Genomic DNA, 17,520 nt, shown 5'->3' on the forward strand with positions numbered 1-17,520 from the left:
ACAAAAGTTTCAATTACAGTAAATATAATTGTTATTTTGTAGCTACAAATTCTGATTTAATATGTTGAAAAATATCCCTACCTATATATTCATACTTTTTACTCTTTTATTGACTAGTTGCGCAAAAAGGGGCTCTATTACTGGAGGAGCAAAAGATACAATCGCACCTGTTTTAAAAATAAGCTTCCCGAAAAATTACAGTGTCAACTTTAAAGGAGACGAAATCAAATTAGTTTTTGACGAAAACATCAAACTTAAAAACTTAAACAAGCAATTGATTATTTCGCCACCGATGGCGCACGAACCTATAATATCACCAACATCAGCAAGCAAGTTCATTACGATTAAACTGAAAGACACTTTACAAGCTAACACAACTTACAGTTTCAACTTTGGTCAAAGTATAGCCGATAATAATGAGGGCAATCCATACAATCAGTTCAAATACGTGTTTTCTACAGGAGACCATATTGACTCTTTGGCTCTTGGAGGCCGAATAAAAGATGCCCTTAATAAAGAAGTGGATTCTTTTGTATCGATACTGCTCTATGAAGTCAATTCTACTTTTAAAGATTCAGCTATATATTCAGCAAACCCAAGATACATTACGAATACCCTAGACAGTTTAAAAACGTTTAAATTAGACAATCTAAAAGCTGGGAAATACTTATTAGTTGCATTAAAAGATCGCAACAACAACAATAAATTCAATCCAAAAGAAGAAAAAATTGGGTTTATTAAACATTACATCAACATTCCGAATGATACTATATTCGAATTAGAGTTATTCAAGGAAACGCTTCCTTTTAAATCTTTCAAACCAAGTCAAGCATCCGGAAACCGAATGATTATGGGTTATGAAGGAAAAAAAATCACCTCTGACAGCAAACCAAAAATCACATTAAAAAACGGCAAAACGATTATTCCAACTCTCATTACTCAGTTACCAAAAAAAGATTCGATTCAAATATGGTTTAAACCAATGAAAGCCGATTCTTTAAATATCAATGTAACCAAAGACAAGTTTACAACTGATTATCCTTTTAAAATAAAAGAACTAAAAGCCGATACGCTAAGCATTTCTTCAATGCAGAATAACACTCTAAATTTCAGGGACAGATATACCCTGGAGACTACTACTCCACTCACAAAGGTTGACAATTCTAAAATTAAACTTACTAATAAGCTAGGTGTTTCTGTGGATTTCACCACTCAAAAAGATGAATTCAACCAGCGATTATACCTGGATTTCAAGAAAGAGGTGGATGAAAAATATACTTTTTCGTTTTTACCAGGTGCTTTTACTGACTTTTTCGAACAATCAAACGACAGCCTAACATATAAAATAACCACAAAAAACACAACTGATTATGGAAACCTTAGAGTAACGCTTCAAAACGTAAAACATTTTCCAGTCATTGTTGAATTGACAAACGATAAAGGAGAAGTTATCGCTTCAGAATATTCTGAAGAAAACACTACTATCGATTTCAATCTACTGGAGCCTGCTCTTTTTACTCTTCGACTCATTTATGACGAGAATAAGAACAAAGAATACGATCCTGGAAATTATTTAGAAAAACGCTATTCAGAAGAGGTAATTTACTTTTCAAAAGAAATAGATATACGAGCTAATTGGGATGTGACACAAGCTTTTGACCTAAGCATTCCTTACACACCTGAACCAAAAAAGAAAACGGATAAAAAATAAAACTATTTCAGTTCAAATGGGTCTTGATCATTTAAAAAACCCAGCTTTTCACGAACTTCAGTTAATTTAGATTTATCCAAGGTTGTTATATAAACACCCTCTTGTTCGTTTGGAGCTATTATATATTCACCCAAGTAATCCACGACTTGTGAGTGTCCTATATATTCATATCCATTCCCATCCGTTCCTATTCTATTGACACCAATGGTATAACTCATATTTTCAATCGCCCTTGCGGCTAGCAAAGTATCCCAAGCTTTTATTCTTATTTTTGGCCAACTTGCCACATAAATCAACAAGTCGTAATTCTCAACATTACGAGAAAAAACAGGGAATCTCAAATCATAACACACAAAAGGACAGATTTTCCAACCTAGATATTCCACAATCAATTTTTGGTTGCCACGAGAATAGACCTTGTCTTCACCAGCCAGTGTAAACAAATGCCTTTTGTCGTAATGTTGGATTTCTCCAGACGGGAATACGAACAACATTCTATTATAAAAATTAGCATTTTCTTCAATCACAACACTTCCCGTAATTGCCGCATTTTTGGCTTTCGCCAAAGATTGCATCCATATTACCGTTTTCCCATTCATAGTTTCCGCTACTTTGACTGGATGCATTGTAAAACCCGTAGTAAACATTTCTGGAAGCACGATTAGATTGACATCATCAGCAATCGCATTGATTTTATCTTCGAAATAGGCTTTGTTTGCGTCTGGATTTTCCCAGATTAACGATGATTGAATTAAGGCTACTTTCATTGTGTTTCTTTTTGAGATTTAAAATTAGTTCTAACAATAATTATTTCACTGTGATCTCATCTACAAATATAAATGCATCCCCGCCATAACCTTGATGCCATAAAGGAAGTTTGCCATAATTATATGCAATTACTTTGATGTATTTAGCAGCTGTTGGTTTTATTGTGCCTTTAAAATCCAATATTTTTATATCATATTCTTTAGGGTCTAATTCATTTTCGATGGTTTTCACCAAAGTAAAATTAACATTATCCTTTGAACTGTAAAACTCCACCTTTTTTGGCATTAAAATCCACGAACGGCTATCTTGGAGAAAATTAGCCGATAATTCAGTTATTTTTTGTTCTTTTTGTAAATCAATAACACACTCAAAGTCTTGGCTTTGATATCCTTGCCAGTCCCCTTTTTTCCAGTTTTCCGTGCCTAGTATTCCATCAATTATACCTTCATCTCCCCCTGCCGTGTATTGGGAGTTGAATTTAGACTGAATTGCTATGGTCCAATTGTTAGGTTTTTTGAAAAAAGTAGAAGAAACAATAGTACTCTTCACATTTGATTCATTGACACTATAGCAATAAACGGTTACTGATTTATCGATTTCAAAAGGAGCAACATATTCTTTAAAATCATTAGTATTTGTAAACGAATAAAATAATTTGCTTTTATTTAAATCATCGATAGCAATAGTCGTTTTGTTCTTAAACGATTTACTACTAGCATGAATTACAGGAACCGGATTGATCTTTTGATACTGAGAAGCGGCAATTTCACTTCTTTGGTTCAAACCAAAATATTTTGAAAACCCTTGATAATTTTCCGTTTTACTGGAAGTACCGTCTTCAAAGTTCACTTTGATGGAATCAAAATAAGGCTTAGTCAAACTCCATTCTGGGTTCCCTGGTGTAACGGCATAAATTCCCATTGCACTCAATACATACCAAGCGCTCATTTGCCCACAGTCTTCATTCCCTATTAATCCATCAGGCTCGTTTTTATAAAAATCATTTAATATGAAATGAACTTTTTCGGTGGTTTTTTCTGGTTTGCCTACATAATTATACAAATAGGCCATATGATGACTTGGCTCATTACCGTGAGCATATTGCCCTATCAACCCGGTAACATCAACTTGTTTCCTACCTGTAGTTTTAGCTTCGCTACTAAACATTTCATCCAGTTTTGCTTCAAATTTTTGTTTCCCTCCATATGCAGCTATCATTCCGGGTATGTCTTGAGGAACAAAAAAAGAATACTGCCATGAATTCCCTTCAGTATAATTGTTATTGACTTCTTTTGGGTCAAATGGCTTTAACCAACCCCCATTATTCTTTGGTCTCATAAATCCTGTTTTCCAATCAAAAACATTTTTCCAGCCTTGGGAGCGTTTCATAAAATACTGATAATCCTTTTCATTATTTAATAAAGTTGCCATTTGAGCAATACACCAATCATCATAAGCGTATTCAAGAGTTTTAGAAACACTTTCGTGTTCGTCATCCATAGCAATAAAACCGTTTTTCTTGTACGATTCCAATCCCAAATGATCTAGCATTGCACTGTGTTTTGACGCTTCATACGCTTTTTCGTAATCAAAACCTTTTATCCCTTTGACCATAGCATCCGCAATAACCGAAACAGAGTGATACCCAATCATGCAATCCGTTTCATTAGAGGCTAATTCCCAAACCGGCAATCTCCCACCTTGTTCGTATTGTTTAATAAAAGTATTTATAAAATCAGAGGTTCGTTTTCTATCAATTAAAGTGTACAATGGATGCGCTGCTCGAAAAGTATCCCAAAGGGAAAACACCGAATAATAATCAAAACCCTCCGTTTGATGTATTTGATTATCCCTTCCTCTATATTTTCCGTCTAAATCCTGAGCGATATTAGGTTGTGTCATCGTATGGTACAAAGCAGTATAAAAAACACTAAGCTTGTCTTTGTCATTTGAAGTAACCTCGATTTTTGACAATTCTTTATCCCAGAGTTGTTCTGTTTGTATTCTTACTTTATCAAAATCCCAATGTTCAATTTCGGACATATTAAGCTTTGCTCCTTCATGTCCAGTTGGCGAAAGTGACACTTTAATTTCTATTTTTTCTCCTTTAGTAACTTGTTTCGTGAAGCTCAAAGCTATCTCAGTGCCTGAAAAGAATTTTGAGTTTTGATTTCCATTCCCTTTTGTTTTAGAAACTGTCATAGGTTGATTGAACTCTATACGTGCATATACATATTGATCTCGCGCCCAGGCTTCACTCCTTCTAAGAATCTCGATGGTTTTGTTATCTATGATTCTAACCTCGCCATACAACAACTTGTCACGGTGATTGAGGTCTAAAATCACATTGGCTTGACCACTGTTATTAAAAGTATATTGATGAAACCCAACTCTTGTTGATGCAGTCAAAGCAACGTCAATATTGTGTTTATCGAGCTTTACACCATAATATCCCGCTGCAGCCTTTTCATTTAAATGAGAAAATTTAGAACCATATTCTTTATTATCGAAATTAGGCTCACCCATTGTTGGCATCAACATAATATCTCCAAAATCAGAAACGCCAGTTCCATTAAGATGGGTATGCGAAAAACCAAAAATAAAATTATCGCTGTAATGGTAGCCTCCACATCCATCCCAACTACCATCTACTCTAGAATCAGGGGATAATTGAACCATCCCAAAAGGAGCCGTTACACCAGGAAAAGTATGACCGTGTCCGCCCGTCCCTATCAATGGGTTTACATAGCTATGCAGGTTAGTTTGGGCTATTGAAGAAATTGAAACCAATAATAATGACAGACAAAATAATTTTCTCATTGTAAGAAGTTTGATATTCCAAATATAGAAAATATAAATAGCTATTCCTTGCTAATCTATCAATACCATTTATGGATGAGGAAGAAGAAATATAATTTACACTTTACTTAATGACACTCTAAGAATACTCTACAAAGGCTTAAATAATGTGATAGATTTCATTAACTTAATGATATTAAGCTTGAGCTAACCGGAATTATGACTCTTCATTTATAGCAAGTAAATTATTAAAATTAAATCTGAATTTTAATGAATTTCTTGCAGAATGCACTTGAAATTCACCTAACGAAAAACTGCTTTTTCCGTATTTAATCGTGACGCTACTTTTCTTAGTAAAGTCATTAGAATAATCGATTAAATTTGGATTAAATAAAATGTTCTCCAAATCAGATTTTACAACAAGTTTAGAACTTACATTGTTTTCATTTAAATACAATGACCATAAAAGGTAATCACATTCATTTAAATATTTTACGTATTCGCTTAAAAGCAACGATAGTTTTTCTTTGTCTTTTACTAAAAGCCTGAATTTTTCTTCATTCATTTTTCCTTCGTACCATCCTTTTTTTGAAAAATGCAAGTCAAATGTTTTTGGTGATGGTTGCCCAACTTCTGGTGGACAAACTTTAAACGCTTTTGACTTATTGGTTTTTACTGATAAAGTCGCATTGTTTTCAAGAAAAAAATCAACACCGCTTTTACTATGACCGCCACGTTCTCTTTTCTCAGTTCCTGAATATTTTACTGGCTTCAAAGGAAATAAATTCGGTTTATTAATTGTGTAATGCTCTTCAAAGGCTTTTAAAATTATCTTGTCAGAGTTGTTTAGCAATCTGTCATTGTTTATTCCTGAATCAAGTTCAAAAACATTACAAATGGCTAGTTCAACTGTGTCTCCAAGCAATGAATTATTTATTTTTTTTTCAACTTTTAATAATGACGGGAAATTTTCTCGATGTAATCTAATTTTATATCCTGCACGATTTGTATGTAATTGTAATTCAACAACCGTTTTTCCTTTATATTTTATTGTATTTGACTCAACCCATTCAGCTGCTGTTGGTTTAGTGAAAGTGAAATTTTTATAGTCGAATGTCAATTCAGGTAAATCATCTCTTTTTAGAATTTCGTAATGAAATGTTTTGTCTTTAAAATAAAGCCAACAATTATAGTCGCTAACTAAAGCGTAATCAACTATAATAGGCAACATTTCATCAATATGTTTTAGGCAAAATTCTTTAAAGTTTTTTCTTGAAATATCTTCTGTTGTTAAATGCCCAAAGAAATGATTAAAAGTCTCATCGCCTGCTTGCCCAACAACTTTAGGAGCAAACATTTTTCCGCTTGCTTGAAATGTTCTTACCGAAAAAGTTTCGTCATTTGCCAGTAAAAAATTGTGAGGACATCTTTTAATGAAAGAAGAAGTGAATTCTTTTGAATCCGATAAATATTGAATTGGTTCCCTTCCTGTGAAAATTTCAGAAATTATATTTGAACTGATAAATAAATCCAGTAAATCATCGTCAACTCTTTCTATAGATATATAGTTTTCAAGTTTATATTTTAAGCAAATTGCATATTGAAATGTGATGCCAAAAGTTTCATTGTTCATTTAGTTGTTTTTTTATAATAAAAATACGGATTTTCCATACTAACAGGGCTCTAAGGAAAGCTGAAGTTCTATTTTATATCGTAATCTTCAATTATAGTTCTAATTCCTTCTTGATAAGAAGTTACTTTAAAATCAGGAAATCTTTTCTTGAATTTTGATGAATCAAAAATATTATCAATAGCATAACGAGGAAGTAGTTCTTGCGTTTCTCTAATATTTGCATTAAATAATGAACCCACTTTTAATAGATAAGCATTCAAAACATCATACTTTATTATTCTGCCTAATTGCGCTGATATTTCATCTAGTATTCCTTTATAAGTTAGTCTGTTATCATCACAAGGAAGATGCCAAGTCTGTCCATAGGTTTCTAGAGTGTTTCCTATCAACGCCATTGCCTTACTTGCATCAGGCGTGTAGATTAAAGTTCGTAACACATCGTCTTTTAGGAATACTTTGGGTTTTTTACCTGCTTTAAGTTTTTCAAAAATGAGGGTATTCGTAATTCCTTTTGTTTTTCCAGGACCATAAAATTCCGGTGCTCTACATATCACAGCATTGATATCTTTTTCTTTTATGGCATTCAACAAAATTTCAGCAGCAATTTTTTTGGCGTTTCCTTTCTTACCAATAGAATTTAAAGGTGTGTTTTCATTTTGAATTTCGCTGTCTTGAGGATAAGCATAGGTATTGTCAAAGTAAACCAGTTTACAGTTATTAGCTTTGCATCCTACGATAACATTTTGCATAATTATAGGCCAATCTCTTATCCACACATCCGATTTATAAGGAAGACCAACAGTTAAATAGGCGATTTCAGCGTTTTCTAAAGCTTTAATAACATCTTCAATATTAAGCAAATCCCCTTTGAATAAGATATCATCCACATTAACTTTTTGAGGATTTCGTCCCACTAATTTTACTTCATTCGTGTAATTAGCCCGCAATTCTTTTGCTAATTCCTCACCAATTATTCCGTTTGCACCTAAAATTACTTGCATTATCAATTTTTTCATAAAAATAAGAAATATCACAATAGACTAAGTTCATTATATTAGCAAAAAAAAGGTTTTATGAAAAAGACACTATTCTTATGCACGATGTTATTCTCAATTATGATTTTTGGACAAGATAAGTCGGGAGCGAAACTTTTTTGGGGAAATTTACAAAAACAGTGTGGTAAATCTTTTGAAGGAGAGGTGACCGAAGGAGCTGCAAACGATACTTTTCGAGGCAAAAAACTACTAATGCACGTTCGTAATTGCAATGAAAATACCATTAGGATTCCGTTTTTTGTGGGAGACGACAAGTCAAGAACTTGGGTGTTAACCTATAAAAATGATCGCATCCAATTGAAACACGACCACCGTCACGAAGATGGATCAGAAGATGCAGTTACTCAATATGGTGGGACAACCACTAATTCTGGTTCGGCAACGCTTCAATTTTTTCCGGCTGACCAACAAACTTATGATTTAATTCCAAATGCTGCTGCCAATGTTTGGTGGATTACGCTGGATGAAACTTCGTTTACCTATAATTTAAGACGAATAGGTTCAGACCGACTGTTTACCGTGAAATTTGATTTGACAAAAATGGCTCCAACTCCATCGGCTCCTTGGGGATGGAAAGACTAAAATGTTTTAAAATTAAATTATTCCATAAAAAAACGCATCCAAATCAATGGATGCGTTTTTTGATATAATATGTTTTTTAATTACAGTGCTGGCACGGATTGCAAATCCTCGCTTCGGGTATTATCAGCTTTGCAATCATAGCTTACAGCTTATTGCGAACGAGTATAACCTAAAGCGATTGCGATAGCTTCAATACCACTTGGTTCATTATCATTTGAACTTACAACTAAGCCATTTTCTAAAATCTCATTTCTTTCAATCTGAATGGCTAAAGTTAAAATTTCATATTCCGTTAATTTAGGATAATTTACTTTTAATTCTCTTGCGATTTCTGCATATTTCCTAATTGATGTTTTCATTTAAATATTGATTTATATGTTATTATATTACTTTATGTGTAAAAATAAAATAAAATTTCTTTGCGGGCACGGATTAAAAATCCGCGCTATCGGGTACAAGAAAAATTATTATACCTTTTTAATTATTTCAGTTTTTAATTTAGATTTCAATATAAACCAAATCGGAATACTGAAAATTACTAGTAAACCAAAATTGAAATTTGTTTCTGTTTTAATGCGATGAGCAGTTAAAGCTCCAATTAAAATTCCAGTATAAAAAAGACCAAATATAATTGTTTGAATTGCTTTTTTTGAGAAAGTTAAATTCCCAATTTTAATTTGTTTAATAATTTTTAAGTTAGAAGTAATAAGTTATTATGTTTTCTCTTTTTTTTAAGTCATACTCTACAACGTTTTGCCACTTTGAGATGGCTGGAAGTTCGTAACCGCTCAATTTTAGGCTTTATGAAAACTTGATGCGAAACGTTAATTCCACTAAATTCCTACTAGCTAAAAATGGCTGTTACAGGCTGGTTATTTATTTATCGCAAATTCATCTTTCCCACGTAATATTATTTCTTTTGATTTTTTAATATTCTCCTCTGATTTAGTAATCAAATTCACGAAATTCACATTCAATTTTTCGTTTTTATTTTCAAACGGCTCAACAATAATTTTTAAAATATAATTTTCGTCAACTATAAAATTATTATAATCTGCATTCACTATAGCATTGTCAATTTTAAAGATTGTTGTCTTTGCTTTTAGGTTTGTATATTTAGCTTTTAAATTATTTAATGAAATTAATTTAGGTTTATATATTGATTTAGTTACTAAATAAAGTTGTTCGTGGTATTTTACATTTTCGATTTCAATATTTTTTTTTTCAACATTATAGGTTGCAATTTCATTTGGATTTATAGTTCTTAAAATACCTTCATTAATTAGCTTTCCATTTATAAAATAAGCCGGCTTTTTTTTATTCTCAATTTCGTTTTTGTATACAACGTTAATAATTGTGTCATTTTCAGAAATAATCTCTTGTTTTGTAATTCTCAATCCTTGAGCTTTTCCTGTCAGTTTTTGTCCGAAGCTATTAATTGATAAAAGTATTATTGCACTAAAAAGTATCTTTTTCATAATTTTCTTTTTTTACATTTGGTGTTAACTAGCCACTAACGTTTCGACACTTTGAGATGGCTGGAAATTCGTAAACGCTCAGTTTTCGGCTTAACGTAAACTTGATGCGAAACGATAATCCCACTAAATTCCAGCTAGCTCAAAATGGTGGTTATGCAACGTTTTCATTAGTTTTCGTATGAGTAATATTCATCTTTTAAGTTGTTTCTCTGTAAGATGATATATTCTTTTCGTAGCTGAATATTGTCATAAATTGGTTTTTTAGTTACAGTTCCATTGACATTTATCAATCCAATTTTGTTGTTCTGCTTGATTATAAAATATCTCCAATTTTCTGACGATTTAATTTCATCATAAATGTTTGGAATTATTGTTTCATTTTTCGAGTTTATAAGACCAAATTTATTTTCCTTTTTTATAATTTGAAATAAATTTTCACCCATTGCATGGTGTCTTAGAGTTTCAATTAATTCAATTTTTTCATCTAAGTCAATATTATTTTTTGAATTTTGGAGATCAATAATTTGCGCTTTATTATGTTTAGTAGCAAATATTTTATACTCGTCAACTGTGAAAAATTTATATTCTTCTAGAATTATATTTTTCCCATTATAATCATAAACGCCATTCAGATTATTTTCATTTTCGGTTATATAAAAGTCATCGTTTTCTGTTGAAGAAACGTTTTTATATTCTACTGGTATAATAATTTTTCCATTCGTATCACATAATCCGTCTGTTGAATTATTTTTACAGAGAATAAATCTATCATTTTTCCGTGCTAAGATAAATTTAAATTCTATAGGTACTAGTTCTTTATTTTCAAGAGAAAAAAGTCCATTCAAGTTATTTTTACGTACAATCAATCGTTGATTTTCATATTCTATGAAATCATATTTAAATGGAATTATAACGTTTTGTAAACTGTCCGTTATACCGAATTTGTTATTCCTTCTTTCAATAAATCTATTTTCTTCAATCTTCATTTTAGAATCTTGAGAATAAATTAATATTGATAAAAAAAGAAACAATATTGTTGGAATAGTTCTTTTCACTGTTGTCGTTTTAAAATGTTGCATAACTTGTATATACTCGCTACAAAGTAGCGCCTACACACCCCAAATCGGGTAGATTGGCGAATATTTGTTGCGATTATTGTTGTGCATTCTATGCCAAATATAATAAATAAATTACTACAAATAAGCAACTCTATTTTCTATAATATTTATTCTTAGCTCAAAATCTCTCGGATGAAGAAAGCAGTCAATGTTATTAAATTAAGATTTTTTTGTCATTTCGACCATCGGGAGAAATCACATAAAGAGAGCAACTAATGTGATTTCTCCTTCGTCGAAAGGACAAATTTATGTGCATTAATTACTTTTTCGGGTGAGGGATAACAGTGAAAATCCTTTTATGAAATGCAATGGAATAAAAGATTGTAACGCATAGCCCGACCGTAAGGCACCCCAAAAACAAAAAACGCATTCAAATAAATGAATGCGTTTTTTAAAACTATTGGCTTAAAGCTTTCGACTTTAAGACATTTGACTTTATGACTTAAATTACCCTTTCAAGCTTGCTGACATATACTCTCTATTCATACGAGCGATGTTTTCTAAAGAAATTCCTTTAGGACATTCTATCTCACATGCTCCAGTGTTAGTACAGTTACCAAAACCTTCGGCATCCATTTGGCTTACCATGTTTAATACACGATCAACAGCTTCAACTTTACCTTGTGGCAATAATGCATATTGAGAAACTTTGGCTGCTACGAATAACATTGCCGATGAGTTTTTACAAGAGGCAACACAAGCTCCACAACCAATACATGAAGCTGCATCAAAAGATGCATCAGCATCGTCCTTGTTGACTGGAATTGTATTAGCATCAATTGTGTTTCCTGATGTATTCACTGATATAAATCCTCCTGCATGTTGGATTCTATCAAATGAACTACGGTCAACAACTAAATCTTTTACTACTGGGAAAGCAGCTGCACGGAAAGGCTCGATTGTAATAGTATCACCGTCCTTGAACATACGCATGTGCAATTGACAAGTAGTTACTCCTCTATCTGGCCCGTGAGCTTCACCGTTGATGTACAAAGAACACATTCCGCAAATTCCTTCGCGACAATCGTGATCAAATGCAACTGGCTCGCCACCTTTGTTAATTAAATCTTCATTAAATACGTCAAGCATTTCAAGGAATGACATATCTGGCTCAATTCCGTCGATTTGATAATCAACCATTGCTCCTTTATCTTGGGCGTTTTTTTGACGCCATATTTTTAATGTAAGTTTCATTGTATTTTAGTTTATTAGCCAAAAGGCAAAAGGCAAAAGTTATACTACTTGCTTAATGACTTTATAAAGGCGTTTAACATTTTACTTTCTTCAGTAATAATTTGTGTTATCTCGTTAAATTTTAATTCATTTATAAAATTCAACTCTTTTGCAATAATAAATTGTGTTTCTAATTCAAATAAAGAACCTCTAGCAATTTTCAAAAAATGAACATAGCTTAAAGTCGAACTTCTACCCCATCCTTCAGCAATATTTGAAGGAATTGAAACAGCTGCTCTTTTTATTTGACTAGTTAAACCAAAAACTTCGTCTTTGGGAAAACCCTCTAAATTATTGTAAACAACTTTTACAAGTAAGATGCCTTTTTGCCAAATTAATAAATCCTTATATGTTTTAATATCACTCATTATCTTTTACTATTGGCTTTTGGCTCTTAACTTTCTACTTGTAATTTCTTTGAACAAGTTTAACGGCATCAAATACCAAAGCTTCTTTATGTAAAACAGCGTCACTTGGTTTTCCTTTGTATTCCCAAGCGGCAACGTATGCGAAGTTTTCGTCATCACGTTTTGCTTCTCCTTCTTCAGTTTGATATTCCTCACGGAAGTGACCTCCACAAGATTCGTTACGGTGCAAAGCATCTTTGGCAAACAATTCACCTAGCTCCAAGAAATCAGCAACACGAGTCGCTTTTTCTAATTCCTGGTTGAATCCTTTGTCAGTTCCTGGCACTTTAACGTCTTTGTAAAACTCTTCACGTAAAGCGGCGATTTCTACAATAGCTTCGTTAAGACCTTTAGCATTACGAGCCATACCTACTTTGTCCCACATAATTTTTCCTAATTTCTTGTGGAAATAGTCAACAGAATGTGTTCCGTTATTGTTCATAAATTTCTCAATTTGGTCTTTAACTGCTTTTTCAGCAGCTTCAAACTCAGGCAAATCAGTAGAGATAGTTCCCATTTTAATATCTGGTGACAAATAATCCCCGATAGTATATGGCAATACAAAATATCCATCAGCTAAACCTTGCATCAAAGCCGAAGCTCCTAAACGGTTTGCTCCGTGATCTGAGAAGTTTGATTCTCCAATAGAGAAACATCCTGGAATAGTAGTTTGTAAGTTATAATCAACCCAAGTTCCACCCATTGTGTAATGTACCGCTGGGTAAATCATCATAGGTGAAGTATATGGATCTTCATCTACAATTTTATAATACATCTGGAATAAATTCCCGTATTTACTTTTTACAATCTCAGTACCTAATTTAGTAACAAGTGCATTATCGTTAGAATCAAGTCCTTTTACAAAAGTTTGCTCTTTTCCGTAACGTTGAATCGCTGCAGCAAAATCCAAATAAACTGCTTCACCTGTTTTGTTTACTCCAAAACCAGCGTCACATCTTTCTTTAGCCGCACGAGAAGCAACATCTCTAGGTACTAAGTTACCAAAAGCTGGGTATCTTCTTTCTAAGAAATAATCTCTTTCCGCCTCAGTTAAATCAATTGCTTTTTTCTTTCCTTCACGGATCGCTTTTGAATCTTCGATATTTGCAGGAACCCAAATACGTCCGTCATTACGAAGAGATTCCGACATCAAAGTTAATTTTGATTGGTGATCTCCAGAAACTGGAATACAAGTAGGGTGAATTTGTGTGTAACAAGGATTAGCAAAGAATGCTCCTTTTTTGTGGATTTTCCAAGCTGCAGTAGCATTAGAACCCATTGCATTTGTTGACAAGAAGAAAACGTTTCCGTATCCTCCAGAAGCAATAACCACTGCATGAGCAGAATGTCTTTCGATTTCACCTGTAACCAAGTTACGAGCGATAATTCCTCTTGCTTTTCCGTCAACAATTACTAAATCTAGCATTTCGTGACGGTTGTGCATTTTTACTTTTCCACGACCGATTTGACGGTTCATTGCAGAATAAGCTCCTAATAACAATTGTTGTCCTGTTTGTCCTTGTGCATAAAAAGTACGAGAAACCAAGGCACCACCAAAAGAACGGTTGTCAAGCAATCCACCATATTCACGTGCCAATGGAACCCCTTGAGCCACACATTGATCAATAATATTGTTAGAAACTTCAGCAAGACGATGTACGTTTGCTTCACGAGCACGGTAATCTCCTCCTTTTACAGTGTCATAAAATAATCTATGAACTGAATCTCCGTCTCCTTTATAATTTTTTGCCGCATTGATTCCCCCTTGTGCCGCAATAGAGTGCGCACGACGTGGTGAATCTTGAAAACAAAATGCTTTTACGTTATATCCTAATTCTGCCAATGTTGCAGCAGCAGAACCTCCAGCTAGTCCAGTACCAACAATGATAACATCTAAATTACGTTTGTTAGCTGGATTTACTAAATTAATATGATCTTTATAATCTGTCCATTTGTCCGCAATTGGGCCATTTGGGATTTTTGAGTCTAATGCCATTATAATTGAATATTAATGATTGAAATGATGAAATAAAGCAATAAAAATAAATCCGAAAGGAACTACAAATGCAAATCCTAATCCGAAATTTTTCATTCCTTTAGTGTATTTATTATTTTGTCCTACTGATTGAAAAGAAGAACTGAAACCATGTTTCAAGTGTAATGATAACAATACAAATGATAAACAGTACAATGCAGTACGCACTGGGCTTTCAAATTTTTCAGCAAGTTCGTGGAAATATCTAGTCTCGTCTAACGGACCAAATTCCACATATTTGTATGCCATTTCCGGAACCCAGAAATCATAAAAATGTAGCCCTAAGAAAGCTAAGACAACTGAACCAGTAATAATCATATTTCTTGATACCCAAGAAGAATTAGCAGCACCATTGTTTTTCGCATATGCGATTGGCCTTGCTTTTCTGTTTTGAAAATCCAATACGAAACCCATAATAAAGTGAAAAATAACTCCAACGATCAAAATCGGCTGGATTACAAATTGCACTAATGGATTATTACCCATAAAATGCGAAATCGAATTGAAAGTAGAAGAACTAAAAACCGAAGTCATATTAATAAAAAAATGCTGTGCTAAGAACAGCATTAAAAAAATTCCTGAAAGCGCCATAGCAACTTTTTTAGCTATCGACGACTTCAATAATGCAGATTTTGCCATAAGATTTGAATAATTTGTTTTGAAAAATATCACAAAAATAGAGAAAACACGGCTGAACTACAACCTTATCGTTGTTATTTATAATGATTTTAAAGTGTTTTAATTCAACTAATAGCAGACTCAAAAACCGTGTCTTTATTGATTGATTGGCGATTAATATAAATTCCGCTCTTCTTTCTTCAAGTAATTAAGAAAATCAAGATGCGAAAATGTAACAAAATCAATGAGTTTCTAGTATAAATCCGACACATTTTTTATGAAAAGTCGTATCGGCATACAGACTCTTGTTCTCTTTACGGATCAAGCGTTCGAAGTTTGTGTTTTGTACCGTTAGGCTCTAAATGTTGGTAGTAATTAGGTTCAAAATTCATTAGCGTGCCGTAGGTACGCAACAAAACGATAGTATTGCGTACCTACGGCACGCTAAATTGGCTCCAATTCATGTAGTCTACCACTATTTAGTGCCTATAGGCACATTCGAACCCTCGATTCACACTCACAATTATAAAACGCGCAACAATGATAAAAAGTTTAACTGTATTTTTCCATGTATTTTTGAACTACTGAATCCGTGTTTTCGTTTCTGATTTTTTGTTGCAAATGAATAGGCTCCGAAGCTCTTACTTCGCAATTTTTTACTGCACAAGTTTCACATGTAACACCTACAGTTTGCCTCTGTAATGAAGGATTATCAATAAACTTAAACTTTTTCTTCATACTTGGGGTGATCATAATCCCCACTGAAATACTCCTTAAATAATCCTTTTTAAAAGGGTCTTCGGTTGCTGATGAAAAAACCAAATACTCATTATTACTGTTTTCATAATGCGAAATTTGCGCGTCTAAATAGTGTATTCTATTTTGCTCTAATGAAGCTTTTATTGTTTTCACAGATACCCATCGCCTACAATAATGCTCATTCATTTCATTAGCATGTGGTTCGTGCTGGTTCGTGATATGCAACTCTTTTTTTATTTGGTACTTATCTGATCCTATTTTATGAGACATTCGCAGGAAAAAAATATTTTTTAACTGAAAATCTTTGGGTAAAATATTCGTTAACCTTTGGTAAAAGGATTCTGGAGACACATTAAATCGCTCCATCAATTGAATCATTTCTTGTGGCTTTGGATCAGTCTTCAATAAAAACAAATTCAATTCTTCCACAAGTTGCTTCCTTGGCATTAACAATGCTCCAGCAAAATAAGAAGCATAAAAATTATTTAAAACCTGATCGAAATTTTCGAATTTAATCCAGCTAAATGTATATAACCTATTAGTTATCTCAAGGTAATTATAAGCTATTTCTTTAGCCAATATAAAGGCTTTTTGTTGTGAGTCTATACCTAAAGAGAGTAATAAGGTTTTACTTTTTGGCACATAAATAGAACGCAAATCCCCAAGCTCCTCTTGTTCCGAAAAAACGATCTCTTTTATAGTGTAACCATACTCATCAGTCAACACAGACATCAACTCTTCTAAAGAAATTTTAGTGTTAATATCGATATGAAACGCTTTAGAAAAATCTAGAACTTTCTGCTCCAAGTCTTCAAAATAATTATTGTGCGCTTCCTGATACGATCGCAAAGCAGCCAAGAAAAAACTTTCACGAGTTAAGTTATAATGTTGGGCAATCTCAATAATTGTACTGATAAACGCATTGACTTTTGCAGGTGCATTAGCAATAATATCTATCAAATCATTTTCTTGAATCCCAAAAATATCCAAAGGAATTTCTTTTAAAATACCCGATTTCAAAATCTCACCAATAGGCGCCAGATTACTATCTAACTTTAAAGAAACCATATGATCGTATGAAACTTCGAGCTTTTCAGCCAAAAGAATAATCTTATCCGTCTTTGGATATTTTTTACCTTTTTCTATTTCGTTCAAATACGACTTTGAAAGCTCTGTAATTTTGGCCAAACCAAACAATGACAAATCCTTATTAGTACGTGCTTGCTTGAGCTTAAGCCCAAAAATCAATTTGATATAATCCTTTTCTACGTTCATATTTCAAATATACGCCAAAAAATAAAAACAGCGATAAAAAGTTTTTTAC

General features: G+C 33.0%; 14 protein-coding genes. 2 read left to right on the top strand and 12 right to left on the bottom strand.

Annotated elements, in window-relative coordinates:
• The first annotated feature begins 61 nt into the window (after positions 1 to 61).
• The gene (locus FLAK523_RS02860; RefSeq protein WP_248906359.1) at positions 62 to 1,711 is read left to right on the top strand and encodes an Ig-like domain-containing protein; all 1,650 of its coding nucleotides are present in this window, start codon (positions 62 to 64) and stop codon (positions 1,709 to 1,711) included.
• A gap of 2 nt (positions 1,712 to 1,713) precedes the next feature.
• Here FLAK523_RS02860 and FLAK523_RS02865 read toward each other — a convergent pair whose 3' ends face one another.
• The 4 genes from FLAK523_RS02865 to FLAK523_RS02880 all read right to left on the bottom strand — a co-directional run bounded on the left by FLAK523_RS02865 (position 1,714) and on the right by FLAK523_RS02880 (position 7,912).
• A complete protein-coding gene (locus FLAK523_RS02865; RefSeq protein WP_248906361.1) occupies positions 1,714 to 2,478 on the bottom strand; it encodes an amidohydrolase in 765 nt (254 codons plus the stop codon).
• Between the two features lie 40 nt (positions 2,479 to 2,518).
• Positions 2,519 to 5,299 (bottom strand): GH92 family glycosyl hydrolase, encoded by a 2,781-nt coding sequence (locus FLAK523_RS02870; protein ID WP_248906363.1) that lies wholly within the window; start codon positions 5,297 to 5,299, stop codon positions 2,519 to 2,521.
• A gap of 196 nt (positions 5,300 to 5,495) precedes the next feature.
• Positions 5,496 to 6,911, bottom strand: a complete 1,416-nt coding sequence (locus FLAK523_RS02875) for a hypothetical protein (protein ID WP_248906364.1) — start codon at positions 6,909 to 6,911, stop codon at positions 5,496 to 5,498.
• 68 nt (positions 6,912 to 6,979) lie between these two features.
• On the bottom strand, positions 6,980 to 7,912 hold the full coding sequence (locus FLAK523_RS02880; protein WP_248906366.1) for an NAD-dependent epimerase/dehydratase family protein: 933 nt from the start codon (positions 7,910 to 7,912) through the stop codon (positions 6,980 to 6,982).
• 72 nt (positions 7,913 to 7,984) lie between these two features.
• Here FLAK523_RS02880 and FLAK523_RS02885 point away from each other — a divergent pair, with 72 nt between their 5' ends.
• The gene (locus FLAK523_RS02885) at positions 7,985 to 8,548 is read left to right on the top strand and encodes a hypothetical protein (RefSeq protein WP_248906367.1); all 564 of its coding nucleotides are present in this window, start codon (positions 7,985 to 7,987) and stop codon (positions 8,546 to 8,548) included.
• A gap of 149 nt (positions 8,549 to 8,697) precedes the next feature.
• Here the strand turns inward: FLAK523_RS02885 and FLAK523_RS02890 are convergent, their stop codons facing one another.
• The 8 genes from FLAK523_RS02890 to FLAK523_RS02925 all read right to left on the bottom strand — a co-directional run bounded on the left by FLAK523_RS02890 (position 8,698) and on the right by FLAK523_RS02925 (position 17,471).
• Positions 8,698 to 8,907, bottom strand: coding sequence for a histidine kinase (locus tag FLAK523_RS02890; RefSeq protein WP_248906369.1), 210 nt, complete (start codon positions 8,905 to 8,907; stop codon positions 8,698 to 8,700).
• 513 nt (positions 8,908 to 9,420) lie between these two features.
• Positions 9,421 to 10,026: a hypothetical protein gene (locus FLAK523_RS02895; RefSeq protein ID WP_248906371.1), complete on the bottom strand. Its 606-nt coding sequence runs from the start codon at positions 10,024 to 10,026 to the stop codon at positions 9,421 to 9,423.
• A gap of 167 nt (positions 10,027 to 10,193) precedes the next feature.
• On the bottom strand, positions 10,194 to 11,081 hold the full coding sequence (locus tag FLAK523_RS02900) for a WG repeat-containing protein (RefSeq protein ID WP_248906373.1): 888 nt from the start codon (positions 11,079 to 11,081) through the stop codon (positions 10,194 to 10,196).
• 510 nt (positions 11,082 to 11,591) lie between these two features.
• On the bottom strand, positions 11,592 to 12,338 hold the full coding sequence (locus tag FLAK523_RS02905) for a succinate dehydrogenase/fumarate reductase iron-sulfur subunit (protein WP_248906376.1): 747 nt from the start codon (positions 12,336 to 12,338) through the stop codon (positions 11,592 to 11,594).
• A gap of 44 nt (positions 12,339 to 12,382) precedes the next feature.
• Entirely contained in the window at positions 12,383 to 12,745 is a 363-nt protein-coding gene (locus FLAK523_RS02910; protein ID WP_248906377.1) for a four helix bundle protein, read from the bottom strand.
• Between the two features lie 34 nt (positions 12,746 to 12,779).
• The gene (locus tag FLAK523_RS02915; protein ID WP_248906379.1) at positions 12,780 to 14,780 is read right to left on the bottom strand and encodes a fumarate reductase/succinate dehydrogenase flavoprotein subunit; all 2,001 of its coding nucleotides are present in this window, start codon (positions 14,778 to 14,780) and stop codon (positions 12,780 to 12,782) included.
• 12 nt (positions 14,781 to 14,792) lie between these two features.
• Positions 14,793 to 15,458, bottom strand: a complete 666-nt coding sequence (locus tag FLAK523_RS02920; RefSeq protein ID WP_248906381.1) for a succinate dehydrogenase cytochrome b subunit — start codon at positions 15,456 to 15,458, stop codon at positions 14,793 to 14,795.
• Between the two features lie 531 nt (positions 15,459 to 15,989).
• Complete coding sequence (locus FLAK523_RS02925) at positions 15,990 to 17,471, bottom strand: helix-turn-helix domain-containing protein (protein WP_248906383.1); 1,482 nt, start codon at positions 17,469 to 17,471, stop codon at positions 15,990 to 15,992.
• Positions 17,472 to 17,520: the final 49 nt, after the last annotated feature.

Origin of the sequence: Flavobacterium sp. K5-23, from assembly GCF_023278045.1 — a bacterium.
Taxonomy (GTDB): domain Bacteria; phylum Bacteroidota; class Bacteroidia; order Flavobacteriales; family Flavobacteriaceae; genus Flavobacterium.

Excerpts from the sequence above, each read along its gene's own strand:
- FLAK523_RS02860 (WP_248906359.1), top strand. The coding sequence starts at position 62 with ATGTTGAAAAATATCCCTACCTATATATTCATACTTTTTACTCTTTTA.
- FLAK523_RS02865 (WP_248906361.1), bottom strand. The coding sequence starts at position 2,478 with ATGAAAGTAGCCTTAATTCAATCATCGTTAATCTGGGAAAATCCAGAC.
- FLAK523_RS02870 (WP_248906363.1), bottom strand. The coding sequence starts at position 5,299 with ATGAGAAAATTATTTTGTCTGTCATTATTATTGGTTTCAATTTCTTCA.
- FLAK523_RS02875 (WP_248906364.1), bottom strand. The coding sequence starts at position 6,911 with ATGAACAATGAAACTTTTGGCATCACATTTCAATATGCAATTTGCTTA.
- FLAK523_RS02880 (WP_248906366.1), bottom strand. The coding sequence starts at position 7,912 with ATGCAAGTAATTTTAGGTGCAAACGGAATAATTGGTGAGGAATTAGCA.
- FLAK523_RS02885 (WP_248906367.1), top strand. The coding sequence starts at position 7,985 with ATGAAAAAGACACTATTCTTATGCACGATGTTATTCTCAATTATGATT.
- FLAK523_RS02890 (WP_248906369.1), bottom strand. The coding sequence starts at position 8,907 with ATGAAAACATCAATTAGGAAATATGCAGAAATCGCAAGAGAATTAAAA.
- FLAK523_RS02895 (WP_248906371.1), bottom strand. The coding sequence starts at position 10,026 with ATGAAAAAGATACTTTTTAGTGCAATAATACTTTTATCAATTAATAGC.
- FLAK523_RS02905 (WP_248906376.1), bottom strand. The coding sequence starts at position 12,338 with ATGAAACTTACATTAAAAATATGGCGTCAAAAAAACGCCCAAGATAAA.
- FLAK523_RS02910 (WP_248906377.1), bottom strand. The coding sequence starts at position 12,745 with ATGAGTGATATTAAAACATATAAGGATTTATTAATTTGGCAAAAAGGC.
- FLAK523_RS02915 (WP_248906379.1), bottom strand. The coding sequence starts at position 14,780 with ATGGCATTAGACTCAAAAATCCCAAATGGCCCAATTGCGGACAAATGG.
- FLAK523_RS02920 (WP_248906381.1), bottom strand. The coding sequence starts at position 15,458 with ATGGCAAAATCTGCATTATTGAAGTCGTCGATAGCTAAAAAAGTTGCT.
- FLAK523_RS02925 (WP_248906383.1), bottom strand. The coding sequence starts at position 17,471 with ATGAACGTAGAAAAGGATTATATCAAATTGATTTTTGGGCTTAAGCTC.